This is a genomic window from Halomonas sp. DP1Y21-3, from assembly GCF_019801245.1.
Lineage (GTDB): Bacteria > Pseudomonadota > Gammaproteobacteria > Pseudomonadales > Halomonadaceae > Halomonas > Halomonas litopenaei.
The window spans coordinates 909,135-925,837 of the sequence record NZ_JAHVJM010000001.1 but is presented as its reverse complement, the minus strand read 5'-3'; the positions used below and the strand labels follow the sequence as shown (position 1 = coordinate 925,837).

General features: G+C 64.9%; 13 protein-coding genes, 1 tRNA gene and 1 pseudogene. 2 read left to right on the top strand and 13 right to left on the bottom strand.

The genetic code is table 11. The features are described from left to right. Positions 1-122: 122 nt before the first annotated feature. The 5 genes and pseudogenes from KUV74_RS03985 to trmJ all read right to left on the bottom strand — a co-directional run bounded on the left by KUV74_RS03985 (position 123) and on the right by trmJ (position 4,414). A complete protein-coding gene (locus KUV74_RS03985; RefSeq protein WP_045992748.1) occupies positions 123-449 on the bottom strand; it encodes a HesB/IscA family protein in 327 nt (108 codons plus the stop codon). A gap of 125 nt (positions 450-574) precedes the next feature. Then, entirely contained in the window at positions 575-1,735 is a 1,161-nt protein-coding gene (locus KUV74_RS03980) for an aminotransferase class V-fold PLP-dependent enzyme (protein ID WP_222515675.1), read from the bottom strand. A gap of 41 nt (positions 1,736-1,776) precedes the next feature. After that, positions 1,777-2,247: an Rrf2 family transcriptional regulator gene (locus KUV74_RS03975; RefSeq protein WP_045992750.1), complete on the bottom strand. Its 471-nt coding sequence runs from the start codon at positions 2,245-2,247 to the stop codon at positions 1,777-1,779. A gap of 341 nt (positions 2,248-2,588) precedes the next feature. Next, positions 2,589-3,386: pseudogene (cysE, locus tag KUV74_RS03970) on the bottom strand (serine O-acetyltransferase); the annotation flags it as partial. A 179-nt stretch (positions 3,387-3,565) separates the two neighbouring features. Beyond that, entirely contained in the window at positions 3,566-4,414 is an 849-nt protein-coding gene (trmJ, locus tag KUV74_RS03965; protein WP_222515673.1) for a tRNA (cytosine(32)/uridine(32)-2'-O)-methyltransferase TrmJ, read from the bottom strand. Positions 4,415-4,657: 243 nt separating this feature from the next. On the opposite strand from trmJ, the gene KUV74_RS03960 reads away from it, so the two are divergent. Further along, a complete protein-coding gene (locus KUV74_RS03960) occupies positions 4,658-5,482 on the top strand; it encodes an inositol monophosphatase family protein (protein ID WP_222515672.1) in 825 nt (274 codons plus the stop codon). A gap of 116 nt (positions 5,483-5,598) precedes the next feature. Here the strand turns inward: KUV74_RS03960 and KUV74_RS03955 are convergent, their stop codons facing one another. The 8 genes from KUV74_RS03955 to KUV74_RS03920 form a co-directional block, all read right to left on the bottom strand. Continuing rightward, positions 5,599-6,444 carry an ABC transporter substrate-binding protein gene (locus KUV74_RS03955; RefSeq protein WP_222515671.1) on the bottom strand — a complete coding sequence of 282 codons (846 nt, stop codon included), beginning with the start codon at positions 6,442-6,444 and terminating at the stop codon, positions 5,599-5,601. A 118-nt stretch (positions 6,445-6,562) separates the two neighbouring features. Then, complete coding sequence (locus KUV74_RS03950) at positions 6,563-7,618, bottom strand: CNNM domain-containing protein (RefSeq protein ID WP_222515670.1); 1,056 nt, start codon at positions 7,616-7,618, stop codon at positions 6,563-6,565. 245 nt (positions 7,619-7,863) lie between these two features. After that, positions 7,864-8,787 (bottom strand): protein translocase subunit SecF, encoded by a 924-nt coding sequence (gene secF, locus KUV74_RS03945; RefSeq protein ID WP_045992759.1) that lies wholly within the window; start codon positions 8,785-8,787, stop codon positions 7,864-7,866. 34 nt (positions 8,788-8,821) lie between these two features. Beyond that, positions 8,822-10,672 (bottom strand): protein translocase subunit SecD, encoded by a 1,851-nt coding sequence (secD, locus tag KUV74_RS03940; protein ID WP_108131253.1) that lies wholly within the window; start codon positions 10,670-10,672, stop codon positions 8,822-8,824. 185 nt (positions 10,673-10,857) lie between these two features. Further along, complete coding sequence (yajC, locus tag KUV74_RS03935) at positions 10,858-11,196, bottom strand: preprotein translocase subunit YajC (protein WP_045992761.1); 339 nt, start codon at positions 11,194-11,196, stop codon at positions 10,858-10,860. Between the two features lie 66 nt (positions 11,197-11,262). Beyond that, positions 11,263-12,399: a tRNA guanosine(34) transglycosylase Tgt gene (tgt, locus tag KUV74_RS03930; protein ID WP_045992762.1), complete on the bottom strand. Its 1,137-nt coding sequence runs from the start codon at positions 12,397-12,399 to the stop codon at positions 11,263-11,265. 87 nt (positions 12,400-12,486) lie between these two features. Continuing rightward, positions 12,487-13,515 (bottom strand): tRNA preQ1(34) S-adenosylmethionine ribosyltransferase-isomerase QueA, encoded by a 1,029-nt coding sequence (queA, locus tag KUV74_RS03925; protein ID WP_108131254.1) that lies wholly within the window; start codon positions 13,513-13,515, stop codon positions 12,487-12,489. 186 nt (positions 13,516-13,701) lie between these two features. Further along, positions 13,702-15,156: an SLC13 family permease gene (locus KUV74_RS03920; RefSeq protein ID WP_249742803.1), complete on the bottom strand. Its 1,455-nt coding sequence runs from the start codon at positions 15,154-15,156 to the stop codon at positions 13,702-13,704. 344 nt (positions 15,157-15,500) lie between these two features. On the opposite strand from KUV74_RS03920, the gene KUV74_RS03915 reads away from it, so the two are divergent. Then, a tRNA-Leu gene (locus KUV74_RS03915) sits at positions 15,501-15,587 on the top strand. Positions 15,588-16,703: the final 1,116 nt, after the last annotated feature.

Below are 16,703 nucleotides of genomic sequence, written 5' to 3'. Positions count from 1 at the left end.
CGCGGGAAAACGAAGCGATGCGGCGTGTTGCGCCGAAGAGCGCAGATTATAGCGTCCTCGTGGCGCCTTGAACACAATTGTTCGTCGCTGCGCCGGTGAGTTCTGCCGCGATCACGGCGAATTCAGACGGTAAAGCTCTCGCCGCAGCCGCACTCGTCCTTGACGTTGGGATTGTTGAAACGGAAGAACCGGTTCAGCCCCTCGTTGACGTAGTCGACCTCGCTGCCGTCGAGCATCTCGAGCGCTTCCGGGGCGACATAGACCCGAGCGTCGTGCTCCTCGAACAGGGCATCGTCGGCCTGGACGTCGTCGGCGAAGTCGAGGACGTAGCTGTAGCCGGAGCAGCCGCTGGGCTTGACCGAGACCCGCAGTCCAAGCCCCTGGCCTCGCTCGTCGAGCACGCGGCGGATCTGGTCGGCCGCGGCGGGGGTGATCTTCAGGTGTGCCATATCATTCTCCTGGGTCGGGTGCTGCCGCCTGGGCGGCAGTCACCGAAACTGTCTCTGTCGTGCGCTGCCCGTCGAAGGGTGATGTTCTCAAGGCATGTCTCAAGGCATGGCGCGGGGCTCAGGCCTCACGGCATGGCGCGCTGGCGCAGGCCAATCAGCGCGGTGCGCAGGGCCTGGCCTGCGCGGTCGATGTCGTCTTCGCTGGTGAAGCGTCCGATGCTCAGGCGCAGCGAGGCCAGCGCCAGGCGGCGCGGCACCCCGATGCCCTGGAGCACGTAGGACGGTTCGACGCTGGCCGAGTTGCACGCCGACCCGGTCGACAGGGCGATGTCGCGCAGCGCCATCAGCAGCGACTCGCCGTCGACGCCCTCGAAGCCGAGGTTGATGATGTTGGGCACCGAGGCCTCGAGGCGGGTGTTGCAGTGCACGCCGTCGAGATCGGCGATGGCCTCGACCAGGCGATCCCGCAGGCTCTGGATACGTGCCTGATCGGCCTCGCCTTCGTTCGCCGCCAGCGCGAAGGCCTCGCCCATCCCGGCGATCTGGTGGGTCGCCAGGGTGCCGGAACGCATGCTGCGTTCGTGGCCGCCGCCATGGATCAGCGCCTCGAGACGAAGATCGGGGCTACGCCGCACATAGAGCGCGCCGATGCCCTTGGGGCCGTAGGCCTTGTGACCGGACAGCGACATCATGTCGACCTTGCTTCGCCCCACGTCGAGGTCGATGCGGCCCACCGCCTGGGCTGCGTCGACGTGGATCATGGCGCCGTGGTCATGGGCCACCTCGGCCAGGGCGGGGATGTCGTTGATGGTGCCGAGTTCGTTGTTCACCGCCATCAGCGATACCAGCACGGTGTCGGGGCGCATGGCCTCGGCCAGCTGGCCAGGGCTGACGCTTCCGTCGGCCTGGGGCGTCAGCCAGGTGACGTCAAAGCCCTCTCGCTCTGCCGCCTTGGCGGTATCGATGACCGCCTTGTGCTCGATGATGGAGGTGACCAGGTGGCGGCCCTTGTCGCGGTTGGCCCTGAGGAAGCCGGTAATGGCCAGATTGTCCGCCTCGGTGGCGCCGCTGGTCCAGACGATCTCTCGCGGGTCGGCCTTGATCAGGTCGGCGACCTGGCGCCGGCCGTTCTCCACCGCCTGCTCGGCCAGCCAGCCGGGCATATGGCTGCGCGACGCCGGGTTGGCGAAGGTGCCCTCGAGGGTCAGGTGCCGACTCATGACCTCGGCGACACGGGGGTCGACCGGGGTGGTAGCGGCGTAGTCGAGATAGACGGGTGAAGTCATGGCGATGTCATCGTTGGCGGGCAGAGGGGCGAAAGTCTAGCTCAGGGCGCCGAGGTCACAATGTCGTCGTTGTGCTGGCGACGGCGCTGACGCCCGGCGATCTCGGCGATCTCCTGGCGCTCGGCCAGCTCGCCCAGGGTGACGCCGTCGAGGAAGTCCTGGATGCGCTCGGACAGCTCGAACCACAGGTGATGGGTCAGGCAGGTGTCGCCCTTCTGGCAGTCGGACAGACCGCCGCAGCGGGTGGTGTCCACCGACTCCTTGACCGCATCGATGACCCGGGCCACCGAGATGGACGCTGCCGGCTCCGCCAGCAGGTAGCCACCGCCTGGCCCGCGCACGCTGTCGACCAGGCCGGCGCGCCGCAGGCGGGCGAACAGCTGCTCGAGGTAGGACAGCGAGATCTGCTGACGCCGAGCGATGTCGGCCAGGCAGATCGGGCCCTGGTCGGCGTTGACCGCCATGTCGAGCATGGCGGTGACAGCGTAGCGTCCCTTGGTGGTCAGGCGCATGGGGCGAACCCTCGACGCCGACATGGGTCGGCGGTCCGGAAAGTGTGGGCGTGGTCGGTAGCCGACGACGCTTGGATCAAAGCGATATTATGGGAAAGACCGAGTGTCGTGGTCAACTATTGGCGCCGTGCCGTCGTCGCCTCGTCTTCCCGCTCGGCCCCGTGCTCGGCGTCATTGGCCGTCTCGCTGCCGCCGGCACTGTCCTTGTCGGTGGTGCCTGGGTCGGAGGTGTCTGGGTCGGAGGTGCCTGGCCCGACGTCTTCATTGCCGCAGGCGCTTTCGTTGCCGCTGGTGGAGGTGTCGGAGCCCAGGATATCGGCGTTGGCGTCACGCCCGATCACCGGCGCACAGGCGCGGTCGACGTCTTCCAGTATCTCGGCGAAGTCCTCGTCGCGAATTTCCGGCATCTGACCGTCGCGGTAGCTGTGGTCCAGTTGCCTCAGGGTCTTGCACATGCCGCTGATGCGTTCATCCACCGCGTGCATATGGTCGAGCATGGCCTGCATCGACTTGGCCACCGGGTCGGGCATGTCCTGGCTCATGCCGTAGGCGTCGAAGCCGAATTTCTGACACATCGCCTCGCGACGGGCCGGGTCGACCTCGAGGCCCGGGTCGCTGTCCGGGTCGCGGCGCTGGACGATCTTGCCGGGGATGCCGACCACGGTGGCGCCGGCCGGGACTTCCTTGGTGACCACCGCGTTGGAGCCGACCTTGGCGCCAGCGCCGACGGTGAAGGGGCCGAGAATCTTGGCGCCGGCACCGACGATCACGCCGTCCTCCAGGGTCGGGTGACGCTTGCCCCTGTTCCAGCTGGTGCCGCCCAGGGTCACGCCCTGGTAGAGGGTGACATCGTCGCCGACGATGGTGGTCTCGCCGATCACCACGCCCATGCCGTGGTCGATGAAGAAGCGCCGGCCGATGGTGGCGCCGGGGTGGATCTCGATGCCGGTGAACCAGCGGCCCAGCGTCGACAGGGTACGCGCGATCCATTTGAGATTGCGCTTCCACAGCTGGTGGGAGATCCGGTGCAGCAGCAATGCGTGAAGGCCAGGATAGTTGGTCAGGACTTCAAGAAAGTTGCGCGCCGCCGGATCCCTGGCAAATACGCTGTTGATGTCTTCGCGTAGGCGTTGAAACATGCGGCGGTCCCTGAGTCGGTCAAGAGAATCATAGTGGGGGCTGGTGGTGGGCCATTCAAGCCTGCCACCTGTCGAGTCAGTGATCTGGTGCAGCTCAGCGGCTCGAAGGTGGACGCCGTGTCGCTCCAGAGCCGCCGGCCTGGCGCTGATCCTGCTGTTGGTTCTGCTGTTGGTTTGGGCTAGTCCTGGGCCGGCTTCTGGCCCTGGTGCGTGTCATGTTCTCGCTGTAATTCCGGCTCGCTTTCGCGGGCGCCCAGCGCCTGGCCGCCTGCGGCCTTCTCGGTGGCGCTGAGGATGCCACGCAGGATGTTGAGCTCCATGCGTTCGGGGCGCGAGCGCAGGGTCACTCGGCGCAGCCTGGCCATCAATTGGCGAGGCTTCGCCGGGTCGTGGAAGCCGATGGTGATCAGCGCGCGTTCCAGATGAGCGAAATAGTGCTCCAGCTCCTCGTGGCTGGCCAGTGGCTGCGCTTCTTCCTCATCGTCCTGTGCCGGGCCTGGCTTATTCTGGGTCTGGGTCTGGGTCTGGGGCTGGGCCAGCCAGGCAAGGCGGCATTCGTAGGCCAGCACCTGCACCGCCGCGGCCAGGTTCAGCGAGCTGAAGTCGGGATTGGTGGGGATGTGGACGTGGGCGTGGCAGCGTTGCAGTTCGGCGTTGGACAGGCCGCTGTCTTCGCGGCCGAACACCAGCGCGATGCGGGCCTCGGGCGTGGCCAGTTCGGCGGGCAGACGCTCGCCCAGCTCACGCGGGGTGATCATCGGCCAGGGTAAGGTGCGCGAGCGCGCGCTGGCTCCCACCACCAGGGTGCAGTCGGTGACCGCCTGCTCGAGGCTGTCGACCACCCGAGCGTCGTGGACCAGGGCGTCCGCTCCGGAGGCGCGGGACACACTGTCGGCGGTGATGACCTCGCAGCGTGGTGCGACCAGGGCCAGATCGGCGAGTCCCATATTGTGCATGGCGCGGGCGGTGGCGCCGATATTGCCGGGGTGGCTGGTGCCGATGAGAACGATGCGAATGCGCTCGAGCATGGAAGATCCTGTAACGACGCGGCGGGTTGATGCGGTGGTTGGTGCAGTGGTCTATTCAATGACCGATGCAAGGGCGCTGATGGCGGACCGGTCGGCAGCGCCAGGGGCGCCAGTCTAGCATGGGTAGATGCGCGCTGGGGCGAAGTGCGTGGCATTCATGCCCGTGGTCTGCTAGGATTCGCGCCGAGTCAGTTACCCACGTCGACTCCGTTCTTTAACACCACCGACTCCCAAGGCCCGATCATGCATCCGATGGTCCAGTACGCCCTGCGCGCTGCCCGCAGCGCCGGCGAACAGTTTCTGCGCATTCGCGAACGAATCGAGAATGCCCACGACGAGCACAACCTCGACCGTCTGCTCGAGGACACCGCTCGCAACGCCGAATCCCTGATTACCCGCCAGCTGACCCGCGGTTATCCCCAGCACGGGGTCGTCGGTCGCTACACGCCCCACCGTGCCGGTGAAGGCGAAGGCGCGGATATCCTGTGGCGCATCGAACCCTTCCACGGTTACTCGAACCTGAGTGTGGCGTCCCCTGAGTTCGCCCTGTCCGTGGTATGTCTGATCAAGGGCCGTCCGGAGCACGCGGTGGTGATCTGCCCCTTCAGCGATGACGAATACCTTGCCAGCCGTGGCCGTGGCGCCCAGCTCAATGGCAAGCGTCTGCGTGTGTCCAAGATCAAGAGCGCCGCTGGCGCCCGCCTGTCGCTGGGGCTTCCCGATACCTACCTGCGCTCGCGTTTTCTGCCGACCTACCTGACCCTGGTGCAGCAGCTCGGCCCCCAGGCCGAACAGCTTCAAGCCAGCGCCTGTGGCCTGCTCGACATGGCCCGTCTGGCCGCCGGTCGTGCCGACGCCGCCTTCGTGCTGGGAGTCGAGGAGCAGGACCTGGACATCGGTTCGCTGCTGCTCAAGGAGTCCGGTGCCCTGATCGGCACCCCGGATGGCCAGCCCTCGGTGCGTATCGAAGGCGCCCTGATGGCCGCCAACCCGCGCCTGTTCAAGGTGTTGATCAAGCAGCTTGCGCCCCACGTGCATACCGCGCCCAGTCAGCCCGAAGAGGACTGATTCGGCACCGCTCGCGCGAGCGAGCGGTAATCGTGACGCCGTCACAGCAACGCCCCCGCGGCCTGGCCGCGGGGGCGTCATTCGTTGTTGGTGCAGTGAGTTCGGTGTGACCCTGGTCAGGGCGCCAGCGCGGCCACCACCTCTTCGACCTGGAGGCGGGTGCTGTCCAGGCCCTGGCCGGCCAGATACCAGAGTCGCGGCGAGCCGACGGCGATCGCCAGATCGTCACCGATGGCCTGCGTCAGCGCCTCGACATCGAGAGGCGTCTGGCCGATGGCGGCGCTGCGGTCCACCACCCACACCAGGTCGGGCTGGGTGGCGGCGATCTGCGCCGGCGTCAGCGGCGTGAAGGTACGCTCACCACGCGTCACGCTCTCGACGTTTTCGGGAAGTTCGGGCGAGGCCAGTCCCATCAGGTCATGCACGACGGCGTTGTGCTGGACGATAAGCTTTCCGTCGTTGTGGACGACCACCAGTACCTTGGGCGTCCCGCTGATCTCGGCCAATTGCTGATCGAGCGACTGGCGCAGGTCCGCAAGCGCCTGCTCACCCGCTTGCTGTGCATCGAACAGCGCAGCCAGATCGTCGACCCGATGTTCGAGCTGGTCCCAGGCGTCCTCGCCCTCGGTCGCCACGGCGTAGACCGGGGCAAGAGCTTCCAGATTTTCGCGTTCGGCTTCCAGACGCCCGCTGATCAGGATGGCATCGGGTGACAGTGACTCAAGGGCCTCCATGTCGGCGACCTTGAGGGTGCCCACGTCGGTGAAAGCGTCGTCGGCATAGTCGGACAGATAGTCGGGAAGCGTTGCCTGGGCGACACCTGCGATACGCTCGCGCTGCGCCAGGTTGTCGAGGATGTCCAGGGCCGCGTAGTCGAGGGCGACGACCCTTTCCGGCACCGGTTGCGCCCAGGCCTGGGCAGTGACGCTGAGCAGGGCGGCGATGGCGAGAGGCTTGTACATGCTTTCTCCATTGATAATCATTTTCAATGGAGATGTTATCGCAAATGGTCGGGCAAAGGGGGAGCGTCGCCGTGCTACGTTGCGTTGCGTACTGGCGAACGCTCCCTGGCGCCGGGGTTCAGGAACCCTGGCTGGCCGGGTCGCCGGAGTCTGTCTTGGCTGACCTGCCTTGTCGACGCTGGGTCCAGCGCTGCTTGGCGTACTTGCGCATATTGGTGACGTTGTCGGTCTCGTCGACGATATCCTGGCCGAGCACCGTCTCGATCACGTCCTCCATGGTGATCAGCCCCACCCAGGTACCGTGGTCGTCATACACCACCGCCAGATGCTGACGATCCCTGAGCATCATGGTGAAGACGTGCTCGACGCTGTCGTCGGCCTGTACCGAGGGGGCGTCCTGCATGATCTCTTTCATGTCCACGGATTCATCCGCCTGGTAGGCGTCGGCCTTGTGCACATAGCCGATGGCCTGCTCGCCGCCGTCCATCACCGGAAAGCGGGTGAACGGCGAGCGCACCAGTTCCTGCTCGAACTGGGCCACGGTCATCGATGGGCGCACCGTGACGCACACGGTTCTTGGCGTCATCACCTTGCTGATCTTGATCTCGTGCAGGTTGAGGATGTTGGTGATGGTTCTGGCTTCGTCCTGGTCCAGTGCCTTCTCGTCCAGGCCGATACGTGCCAGCGCCTTGATCTCGCCACGCATGTCGGTGTCGGCGGCATTGCCGCCGATGCGCTGGGTGATCTGTTCGGACATCCAGATGAATGGCTTGAGGAGCAGGATCAGGGTGTTGAGGATGGGCGGCAGCCAGGGCGACAGCTGGCGCCAGAAGGTGGCGCCGATGGTCTTGGGGATGATCTCCGAGAGGATCAGGATGGCCAGCGTCATCACCGCCGAGGCGACGCCCAGCCAGGCCTCGCCGAAGACCACCGCGACCTGGGCGCCGACGCCGGTGGCGCCAACGGTGTGGGCGATGGTGTTGAGCGTCAGGATAGCCGCCAGCGGGCGATCGATATCCCGCTTGAGGGCGTTCAGCTTCTTGTGCAGCGGCTCGTTGGTCTCCTGGACCTGGGCGATATAGCTCGGTGTCAGCGACAGGATGGCCGCTTCCAGTACCGAACACAGGAAGGAGGCGCCGATGGACAGTACGGCAAAGGCGATCAGCAGGAACATGCGGCCTCGTCACGTTTTAATGGGGTGGATGACAAGCATGAAAGGGGGCGCTGGCCAGGGCAAGTGACGGGGGGCATTTTCTGGAAAGAAACGACCTATCTCGCGTTGCTGCATGGTTTTCGAAGTGAACTGAGAGGCCGCCGACAGCGGTGCCGGCTCGCCGTGATCTTGCACCGACCTCGGAAAGCAAGAGGCCCCGCCGTGGATGATCCACGACGGGGCCTCGAGGGGCAGTTGCGGTGATATCAGGGCAGCTGCTCTTCCTCGGCGTCTTCCTTCTTCTCCGGGATCAGGTCGCGGCGCTGAAGCTTGAGCTTGATCAGCAGGGCCGCCGCCACGTAGATCGACGAGAAGGTACCCACGCCGATACCGATCAGCAGGGCCACCGAGAAGTTGTGGATCATGTCGCCACCGAGCCAGGCCAGCGCCAGCAGTACCAGCAGGGTGGTGCCGGAGGTCGCCAGGGTGCGGGACAGGGTCTGGTTGATCGCCTCGTTGAAGATCGCCGGCATGTCGTCGATACGCGACTTGCGGATATTCTCGCGGATACGGTCATAGACCACGATGGTGTCGTTGAGCGAGTAGCCGATCACCGCCAGCACGGCGGCCAGCACCGTCAGGTCGAACTCCATCTGGAACAGCGAGAAGGCGCCGACCACGATGATCACGTCATGGACCAGTGCCAGCAGTGCGCCGATGGCGAACTTGTACTGGAAGCGGAAGGCCACGTAGAGCATGACCACGCCGAGGGCGACGAGCATGCCGAGACCGCTCTGGTCACGCAGTTGACCGCCGACCTGGGCACCGACGAATTCGGCACGCACCAGGTCCACCTGGGCGCCGCCCTGGGCCAGCAGGCCCACGACCTGGTCGCCGACGTTGGCCTCGAAGGTCTGCTGCAGACGAATCAGCACCTCATTGGCGGCGCCGAAGGTCTGTACCGAGATGTCATTGAAGCCGGCTCCCTCGAGGGCGCCGCGCACGCTGTCCAGCGCCGGGGCGGTGGCGTAGCGGACTTCGACCAGGGTGCCGCCGGTGAAGTCGAGGCCCAGGGCCAGGCCCTGCACCACCAGCGACACCAGTGAGACCAGGATCAGGATCGCCGATATGGCAAAGGCGATCTTGCGCTGGCCCATGAAGTCGAGATTCAGGTTGGTGAGGCGTTTCATACCCTCTCCCCGTTGTGTGCAAGTGGACATGGGCTTAGATCCATAGCTTCTTCACCGGCTTGCCGCCGTAGATCAGATTGACCATGGCACGGGTCACCAGCAAGGCAGTGAACATCGAGGTCAGGATGCCCAGCGACAGGGTGACGGCGAAGCCCTTGACCGGGCCGGTACCGATGGAGAACAGGATCAATGCCACCAGCAGGGTGGTGATGTTGGCGTCGACGATGGAGCTGAAGGCGCGCTCGTAGCCGGCGTGGATCGCCTGCTGCACCGACAGTCCTGTGCGCAGCTCCTCACGAATACGCTCGAAGATCAGCACGTTGGCGTCGACCGCCATGCCCAGCGTCAACACGATACCGGCGATACCGGGCAGCGTCAGGGTGGCGCCGAGCATCGACATGGCGGCGACCAGCAGGGTCAGGTTCAACGCCAGGGCGATGTTGGCGATGACGCCGAACACCTTGTAGCGGATCAACATGAACAGCACGACCAGCAGCAAGCCGATCTGTACCGAGAGCATGCCGCGCTCGATATTGTCGGCGCCGAGGCTCGGGCCGATGGTGCGTTCCTGGGCGAAGTAGATCGGTGCCGCCAGTGAACCGGAGCGCAGCAGCAGTGCCAGCTCGCCGGCTTCGGTGGGCGATTCCAGCCCGGTGATGCGGAAGCTGTTGCCCAGCGCGCTCTGGATGGTGGCCAGGCTGATGATGCCGCGTTCGGTGTAGGGATCACGCACGGTTACCTGCTCACCGTCCTCCATCACCGTACGGTCACGGGTCTTGTGCTCGATGAACACCACCGCCATGTTGCGACCGATGTTGGTGCGAGTGGCGCGGTTCATCAGGGTGCCACCGGTGCCGTCCAGGTTGATGTTGACCTGGGGGCGACCGTTCTCGTCGAAGCCGCGGCTGGCGCTGGACACGCTGTCGCCGGTGATGATGACGTCGCGCATCAGGTCGGCGGTGCGTCCGGGCTCGTTGCGGAAGGACAGCGCCTCGGTCTCGTTGGACGGGGTGTCGGTGCGCGCCTCCAGGCGGAACTCCAGGTTGGCGGTGGCGCCGACGATACGCTTGGCGGCGGCGGTGTCCTGCACGCCGGGCAGCTCGACCACGATGCGATCCGGGCCCTGACGCTGTACCAGCGGTTCGGCCACGCCGAGCTCGTTGACGCGGTTGCGCAGGGTGGTCAGGTTCTGGTTGATCGCGTAGTCCTGGATCTCGTCCACGGACGCGTCGGTCAGGGTCATCGCCAGGCTGGCGCCGCGTTCACGCTCGACGTCCTGATACTGGAAGTCGGGGAATTCGCGGCGAATCAGCGTCTCGGCAGCGTCGCGGTCCTCGGCGTTCATGAAGTCCAGCGAGATGGTGCGGCCGTCGATCTCGGTGTTGCGGTAGCGGATGCGCTCTTCACGCAGGGTCTCGCGCATGGCGCTGGCGTTGACCTCGAGACGCTGATTGACCGCCGCTTCCATGTCCACTTCCAAAAGGAAGTGCACACCGCCACGCAGGTCCAGACCAAGGGTCATGGGCGAGGCCGCCAGCGAAGACAGCCACTCGGGGGTGGACTCTGCCAGGTTCAGCGCGACCACATAGTCATCGCCGAGCTGCTGGGCGATCAGGTCGCGGGCGGGAATCTGGTCCTCGGCGTCGTTCAGCCGGATCAGCAGGCTGTTGGGCTCCTGTTCCACCGTCTTGACGTCGATGTCCGCCTCGGCCAGGGCCTGTTCGAGGCTCTGCTGCTGGGACTGGCTGAAACTCAGCTCGCCACGATCACTGCTGATCTGGACCGCTGGGTCTTCGGGAAACAGATTGGGAAGGGAGTAGACCAGGCCGACAAGAAGTACCACCAGGATCAGCAGGTACTTCCATAAAGGGTAACGATTGAGCATCGGGGCTCTGCCCTCAGGTTGCTGACAAATAAGGGAAAGCCGGGGGCGCTCGAGAGGTGCTCCGGGGACTTTCCAAAGCGAAGGGTGCGGCTGCCTCGCCAACGCGCGACAGCCGACCGATCGGCTCCCCCCGCGTCAGCATGGGGCCCCCTTCGGCGCACAGGGCCGAAGGGGAATGACACCAATCAGATGGACTTGATAGTGCCCTTGGGCAGCACGGCGGCCACGGCGTTCTTCTGCACGCTGACTTCGGTGCCTTCGCTGATTTCCATGGCGAGGAACTCGCTGTCGTCGCTGACCCGGGTGATGCGGCCCATCAGACCACCGCCGATGACGATCTCGTCACCCTTGGACAGGCCAGCGATCAGCTGCTTGTGCTGCTTGGCGCGCTTGGCCTGGGGACGCCACAGCAGGAAGTAGAAGATCAGCACGAAGCCGACCAGCATCACGATCTGGGCGATACCACCACCGGCGGCAGCGCCAGCATCCTGGGCCAGGGCCGGGGAGATGAAGAAGTCCAACATGTACGACGGTCTCCTGAAGTCGTGGGGAAAAGGGAGTCAGACGGCCGGCGGCTGCCGACCGGGTCATCAATTCGGGGCGGGGGGAACCGGCAGGCCACGCCTGGCATAGAACCCTTCCACGAAGTCAGCCAATGTACCCGCTTCGATAGCACCGCGCAAACCGGCCATGACACGCTGATAGTGACGCAGATTATGGATCGTGTTGAGCATCGATCCGAGCATCTCGCCGCAGCGGTCCAGGTGGTGCAGATAGCCCCGCGAGAAGTTCTGACAGGTGTAGCAGTCGCAGTCATCTTCCAGCGGGCGGGTGTCGTGACGATGCTTGGCGTTGCGGATCTTGACCGTGCCCTCGGCGGTGAACAGGTGGCCGTTGCGGGCGTTGCGGGTGGGCATCACACAGTCGAACATGTCGACCCCGCGGCGTACCCCTTCGACCAGATCCTCGGGCTTGCCGACGCCCATCAGATAGCGCGGCTTGTCCGCCGGCATCCACTCGGGCAGGTAGTCGAGCACCTTGATCATCTCTTCCTTGGGCTCGCCCACCGACAGCCCGCCGATGGCGTAGCCGTCGAAGCCGATGTCGCCGAGGCCCTTGAGCGAAGCCTCACGCAGATCCGGGTACATGCCGCCCTGGATAATGCCGAACAGCGCCGACGGTGAGTCGCCGTGGGCATCGCGGGAGCGCTGGGCCCAGCGCAGCGACATCTCCATCGAACGGCGCGCCTCGTCGTGGGTCGCGGGGTAAGGGGTGCACTCGTCGAAGATCATGACGATGTCGGAGCCCAGCGAGCGCTGCACCGCCATCGACTCTTCCGGTCCCATGAACACCTTGGAGCCGTCCACCGGCGAGCGGAAGTGCACGCCCTGCTCGGTGATCTTGCGCGTCTCGCCCAGCGAGAACACCTGGAAGCCGCCGGAGTCGGTGAGGATCGGCTTGTGCCACTGGGCGAAGTCGTGCAGGTCGCCGTGGGCCTCGATGACCTCGGTACCGGGGCGCAGCCACAGGTGAAAGGTGTTGCCGAGGATGATCTCGGCGCCGATCTCTTCCACCGAGGCCGGGGTCATGCCCTTGACCGTGCCGTAGGTGCCCACCGGCATGAAGGTCGGGGTCTCGATGGTGCCGCGGGGAAAGGTGATGCGACCTCGGCGGGCCCGGCCGTCCTCGGCCAGCTTGTCGAAGCGCATGAAGCATTGCTCGCGCATGGGTCTCTCCGTGCCCCTTGGGGGCGTTGATTCGAGCCTGACGACGGTGGACCGCTCGGCCGAGCAGCCACCGCCTGGCAAATAGGGTCAGCGTGCCGGCGTCAGCAGCATGGCGTCGCCGTAGCTGAAGAAGGCGTAGCGTTCCTTTACCGCCTCGCGGTAAGCCTTCATCACGGTGTCGTAGCCGGAGAAGGAAGACACCAGCATCAGCAGGGTCGATTCCGGCAGATGGAAGTTGGTGATCAGGGCGTCCACGCAGCGCCACTCGTAGCCCGGGTAGATAAAGATGTCGGTGTCGCCGGAGAAGGGCGCGATCTCGCCCGACTGGCTGGCCGTCTCCAGGCAGCGCACGCTGGTGGTGCCGACGGCGATGACCTTGTTGCCGCGAGCCTTGGCCGCGCGCACCTGGGCACAGGCCTGGTCACCCACCTCGATCCATTCGCTGTGCATGTGGTGCTCGTGGATATTGTCGACGCGCACCGGCTGGAAGGTACCGGCGCCCACGTGCAGGGTCACGTAGGCGGACTCGACGCCCCGCTCGGCCAGCCGCTCGAGCAGCGGCTCGTCGAAGTGCAGCCCGGCGGTCGGCGCGGCCACCGCCCCGTCGCGCCGGGCGTAGACGGTCTGGTAGCGCTCGCGATCGGACAGCTCGTCGTCGCGGGTGATGTACGGCGGCAGCGGCATATGGCCGTGGCGTTCCAGCAGCGCGATCATCGGGGTATCGCCGAGAAAGCGCAGCTCGAACAGGGCGTCGCGGCGGCCTTCGACCACCGCCTGGATGCCGCCCTCGAAGTGAAGCTCGGTGCCGGGCTTGGGCGACTTGCTCGAACGCAGATGGACCAGCCCCCGATGGGCGTCCAGCGGCCGTTCGAGCAGCATTTCCACCTTGCCGCCGCTGGCCTTGTGGCCGTGCAGGCGGGCGGGGATCACGCGGGTGTCGTTGAACACCAGCAGGTCGCCGGGCTCGAGCAACTGCTCAAGGTCCGGAAAGCGGCGGTGGTCGAGGTGTCCGCTGGCGCCGTCGACGCACAGCAGGCGGCAGTCGCTGCGAACGTCGGACGGGTAACGGGCGATCAGCTCTTCAGGGAGCTCGAAATGAAAGTCGGCGCGCTGCATGGGAATTCGCAAGTCGTCAGGCGGGATGAAGGATGCCAAAGGCGCACAAGGATACCGTTTCCTGACCGCCACGTCAGGAAACGGCGTCGATCTTCTGTCACGACGACGCCATGGGCGTCAGCCCGTATCGGCCATCCGCGAAGTGAGCAGCGCAGTCGGGTCGACGACCAGGGGCCATCGGGGTGGCTACCACAGCAGCAGGATCAGACCGTAGGCCATCAGCGTCACCACCACCGTACTGATCAGGTTGAGGGCGAAGCCGGCACGAATCATCGACTGGATCTTCATGTGACCGGTGCCGAAGACGATGGCGTTGGGCGGTGTGGCCACCGGCATCATGAAGGCGCAACTGGCGGCGATGGCGGCCGGCACGGTGATCAGCATCACCGGCAGATCCAGCGACAGCGCCAGGGCGCCGAGCAGCGGCAGGAAGGCCGCCGCGGTGGCGGTGTTGGAGGTCACCTCGGTGAGGAAGATGATGACCAGCACCACGCCGCCGATGATCGCCAGCACCGGCAGGGCGCCGAGGATCGACAGCTGGTTGGCGATCCACTCGGCCAGCCCTGACTTGCTGATCGCGCCGGCCAGCGCCAGGCCGCCGCCGAACAGCAGAAGGATGCCCCAGGGCAGCTTCACCGCGTCTTCCCATACCATCAGCGCCTCGCCGGAACGACGGCCGGAAGGAATCAGGAACAGCGCCATGCCGGCGACGATGGCGATGGTGGTGTCGGACAGCCAGGAGGCGCCCATGTCATTGAGCAGCGGGCGCAGTATCCACAGCGTCGCCGCGGCCAGAAACAGCAGGCCGACACGGCGTTCGGCGGCACTCATCGGGCCCATCTCGGTGAGCTGGTCCTTGATCAGGTTGTCGCTGTCACCCTTGCCGACCTTCAGCGAGAAGCCGCCGCGGGACAGCCACCACCAGGTCAGCGCCATCATCACTACACTGATCGGTACCCCGACCAGCATCCACTGGGCGAAGCCCAGGTCGATGCCGCGATCATCGGCCAGATAGCCCGCCAGCAGGGCGTTGGGTGGCGTGCCGATCAATGTGGCCACACCACCGATGCTGGCCGAATAGGCGATGCCCAGCAGCAGCGCGGTGGCAAAGCGGCGCAGCTCATCAGGGTCGGAATCCTCGAGCAGGCTCAGCACCGAGATGCCGATGGGCAGCATCATGATCGAGGTGGCGGTGTTGGACACCCACATGCTGAGAAAGCCGGTGGCGATCATGAACCCGGCGATCTGGCGCTTGGGCTCGCTGCCGACGACCTTCAGCACGTGCAGGGCGATACGCTTGTGCAGGTTCCAGGTCTGCATCGCGATACCGAGCAGGAAACCGCCGAGGAACAGATAGATGATCGGATTGGCGTAGCTGGCCGCGACCTCCTTGATGCTGCCGATGCCCACCGCCGGGGCCAGCACCAGGGGGATCAGCGAGGTCACCGGGATCGGGATCGCCTCGGTGGACCACCAGCTGGCCATCAGCAGTGCCATGCCGACGCAGCCCCAGGCAGCCTGGGACATGTCGCCGGGCGGGGGCAGCACCAGGGTGGCGATCAACAACAGCGGACCCAGCACCAGCCCAATGCGGCTGGCGATGGACGGATGGGGAACGGCTTCATTGCGAGTGTCAGCCATGGGCGACTCCATTCTGGGCTGGACGCGGGTCTCGTTGACCAGGGGCTTGGTTGACCTGGGGCAGGCGGAGCGCAGTCTACCAAGGTCTAACCCGAGCGGGCGAGCGTCAAGACATGGAGGAATGACCCACTAGCCGCCAGGGTGCCGAAACCGACGGCCGGTGGGGCTTCGGCTGACAACGGCCGAGGCCGATCCCAGGTCGATGCTCGGCCGGATGCGGTGGGTGCCGCGCCCGACAGGGGCGGGAGTCGCCTCGACAACGGCGCCATCGACCCCGACAGGCGCCACCGAGCGGCTCAGGGGAATTGACCTCTGGCGCCACCCACGTATAATCCTCGCCCGTTGCCGGTGTGGCGGAATTGGTAGACGCAGCGGATTCAAAATCCGCCGCTGGAAACAGTGTGTCGGTTCGAGTCCGACCACCGGCACCATTCCCAATGCAGTTCGTGTATTCCCTCCTTACGCTCGTTTTCCCCCTATCTGCAGTTCCCTAGTTTCAAAGCCTGAACGTATGTCGCGATGAACGTCATGAGTCCATGCAACCGACTAAAGCCGACCAGTGGTTTGTGGCATCGAGATTTCGTCGAGTCGCAATGCCGTCGCTTGCATCAGTGACCATGCTTTTTCTGGTTGGGGAAATGTCATTGAGTCCCGGGAAGTCCAATGCATGACCGCCCACCGGTACAGGCAGTCAGCTGCATGTTTCGCATCTTGGGCGTTCTCGGGCTCTATCCGGCGGAGGCGCTTGATGAAGTAGACGCCGTCTACACGTATCGCTGTTGGCACCTTCCGTTCTCCAAAAACGAAAACGCCCCAGGGCTCGGTTCATCCCGGGATGTATGGGATGGCTTACTGCCAGGGGCGTGGATGCCGGAAACTTAGTCCTGGCAGTGGATGGCGTCAAGCTCGCCCGAGCCGCTAGGGCTTGTCTGAAAAGTGCCTGCGCTCGGCAATACGGCGTTAAAAATCGTCTGGTACGCCAGCCCGGTCAAAATACTCATTTACACCCCGTAAACTGCGCTTTCTCACCGATTTTTGCCTTGTCTAACCTTCGCTCGTCGACTTTTCGGACAGCGCCTAGTCTCGGCACTAGCGACTCGAGATAGGCCAGAACAGTACCCTCGATGGGCAACCTGAGAGACCGTTCAAGCTCGGGTCGGCAGATCATGAGGGTCGGTGTTGTCACGACCCGACCATCGTCCACGCGAAAGGTCGCGAGCCTCGAAACAAGCCCAGTACCCATTCTGGCGCTTGTCTCGCCTGACCATGTTTTATCAGCCCGTTCGATAAATCGAGCGCCTTATCCGCTCAAGACCTTCAGGACGCTCAAGCCTGATTCGAAGACATGCACCGCACGGTTCTCCGTCGACAGCGGTGACTGGGCGCGCTGATGTTGTATGCCAGGTTGGTGGTCTTGTCTTCGTCTATTTGCCTTCTTTTTCCTCGGTGTTTGTAAGTAATAGTCCTTCCTTGTATCCCCCATGCTCGTAGGGTGCCGCCGAACAATACGGCTAGGCTGAAAGTTGATTCAGGCCTTATGACAACAA

Excerpts from the sequence above, each read along its gene's own strand:
- KUV74_RS03920 (WP_249742803.1), bottom strand. The coding sequence starts at position 15,156 with ATGGCTGACACTCGCAATGAAGCCGTTCCCCATCCGTCCATCGCCAGC.
- tgt (WP_045992762.1), bottom strand. The coding sequence starts at position 12,399 with ATGCGCGAGCAATGCTTCATGCGCTTCGACAAGCTGGCCGAGGACGGC.
- KUV74_RS03955 (WP_222515671.1), bottom strand. The coding sequence starts at position 6,444 with ATGTACAAGCCTCTCGCCATCGCCGCCCTGCTCAGCGTCACTGCCCAG.
- KUV74_RS03985 (WP_045992748.1), bottom strand. The coding sequence starts at position 449 with ATGGCACACCTGAAGATCACCCCCGCCGCGGCCGACCAGATCCGCCGC.
- queA (WP_108131254.1), bottom strand. The coding sequence starts at position 13,515 with ATGCAGCGCGCCGACTTTCATTTCGAGCTCCCTGAAGAGCTGATCGCC.
- KUV74_RS03980 (WP_222515675.1), bottom strand. The coding sequence starts at position 1,735 with ATGACTTCACCCGTCTATCTCGACTACGCCGCTACCACCCCGGTCGAC.
- secF (WP_045992759.1), bottom strand. The coding sequence starts at position 8,787 with ATGAAACGCCTCACCAACCTGAATCTCGACTTCATGGGCCAGCGCAAG.
- KUV74_RS03960 (WP_222515672.1), top strand. The coding sequence starts at position 4,658 with ATGCATCCGATGGTCCAGTACGCCCTGCGCGCTGCCCGCAGCGCCGGC.
- KUV74_RS03975 (WP_045992750.1), bottom strand. The coding sequence starts at position 2,247 with ATGCGCCTGACCACCAAGGGACGCTACGCTGTCACCGCCATGCTCGAC.
- secD (WP_108131253.1), bottom strand. The coding sequence starts at position 10,672 with ATGCTCAATCGTTACCCTTTATGGAAGTACCTGCTGATCCTGGTGGTA.
- yajC (WP_045992761.1), bottom strand. The coding sequence starts at position 11,196 with ATGTTGGACTTCTTCATCTCCCCGGCCCTGGCCCAGGATGCTGGCGCT.
- trmJ (WP_222515673.1), bottom strand. The coding sequence starts at position 4,414 with ATGCTCGAGCGCATTCGCATCGTTCTCATCGGCACCAGCCACCCCGGC.
- KUV74_RS03950 (WP_222515670.1), bottom strand. The coding sequence starts at position 7,618 with ATGTTCCTGCTGATCGCCTTTGCCGTACTGTCCATCGGCGCCTCCTTC.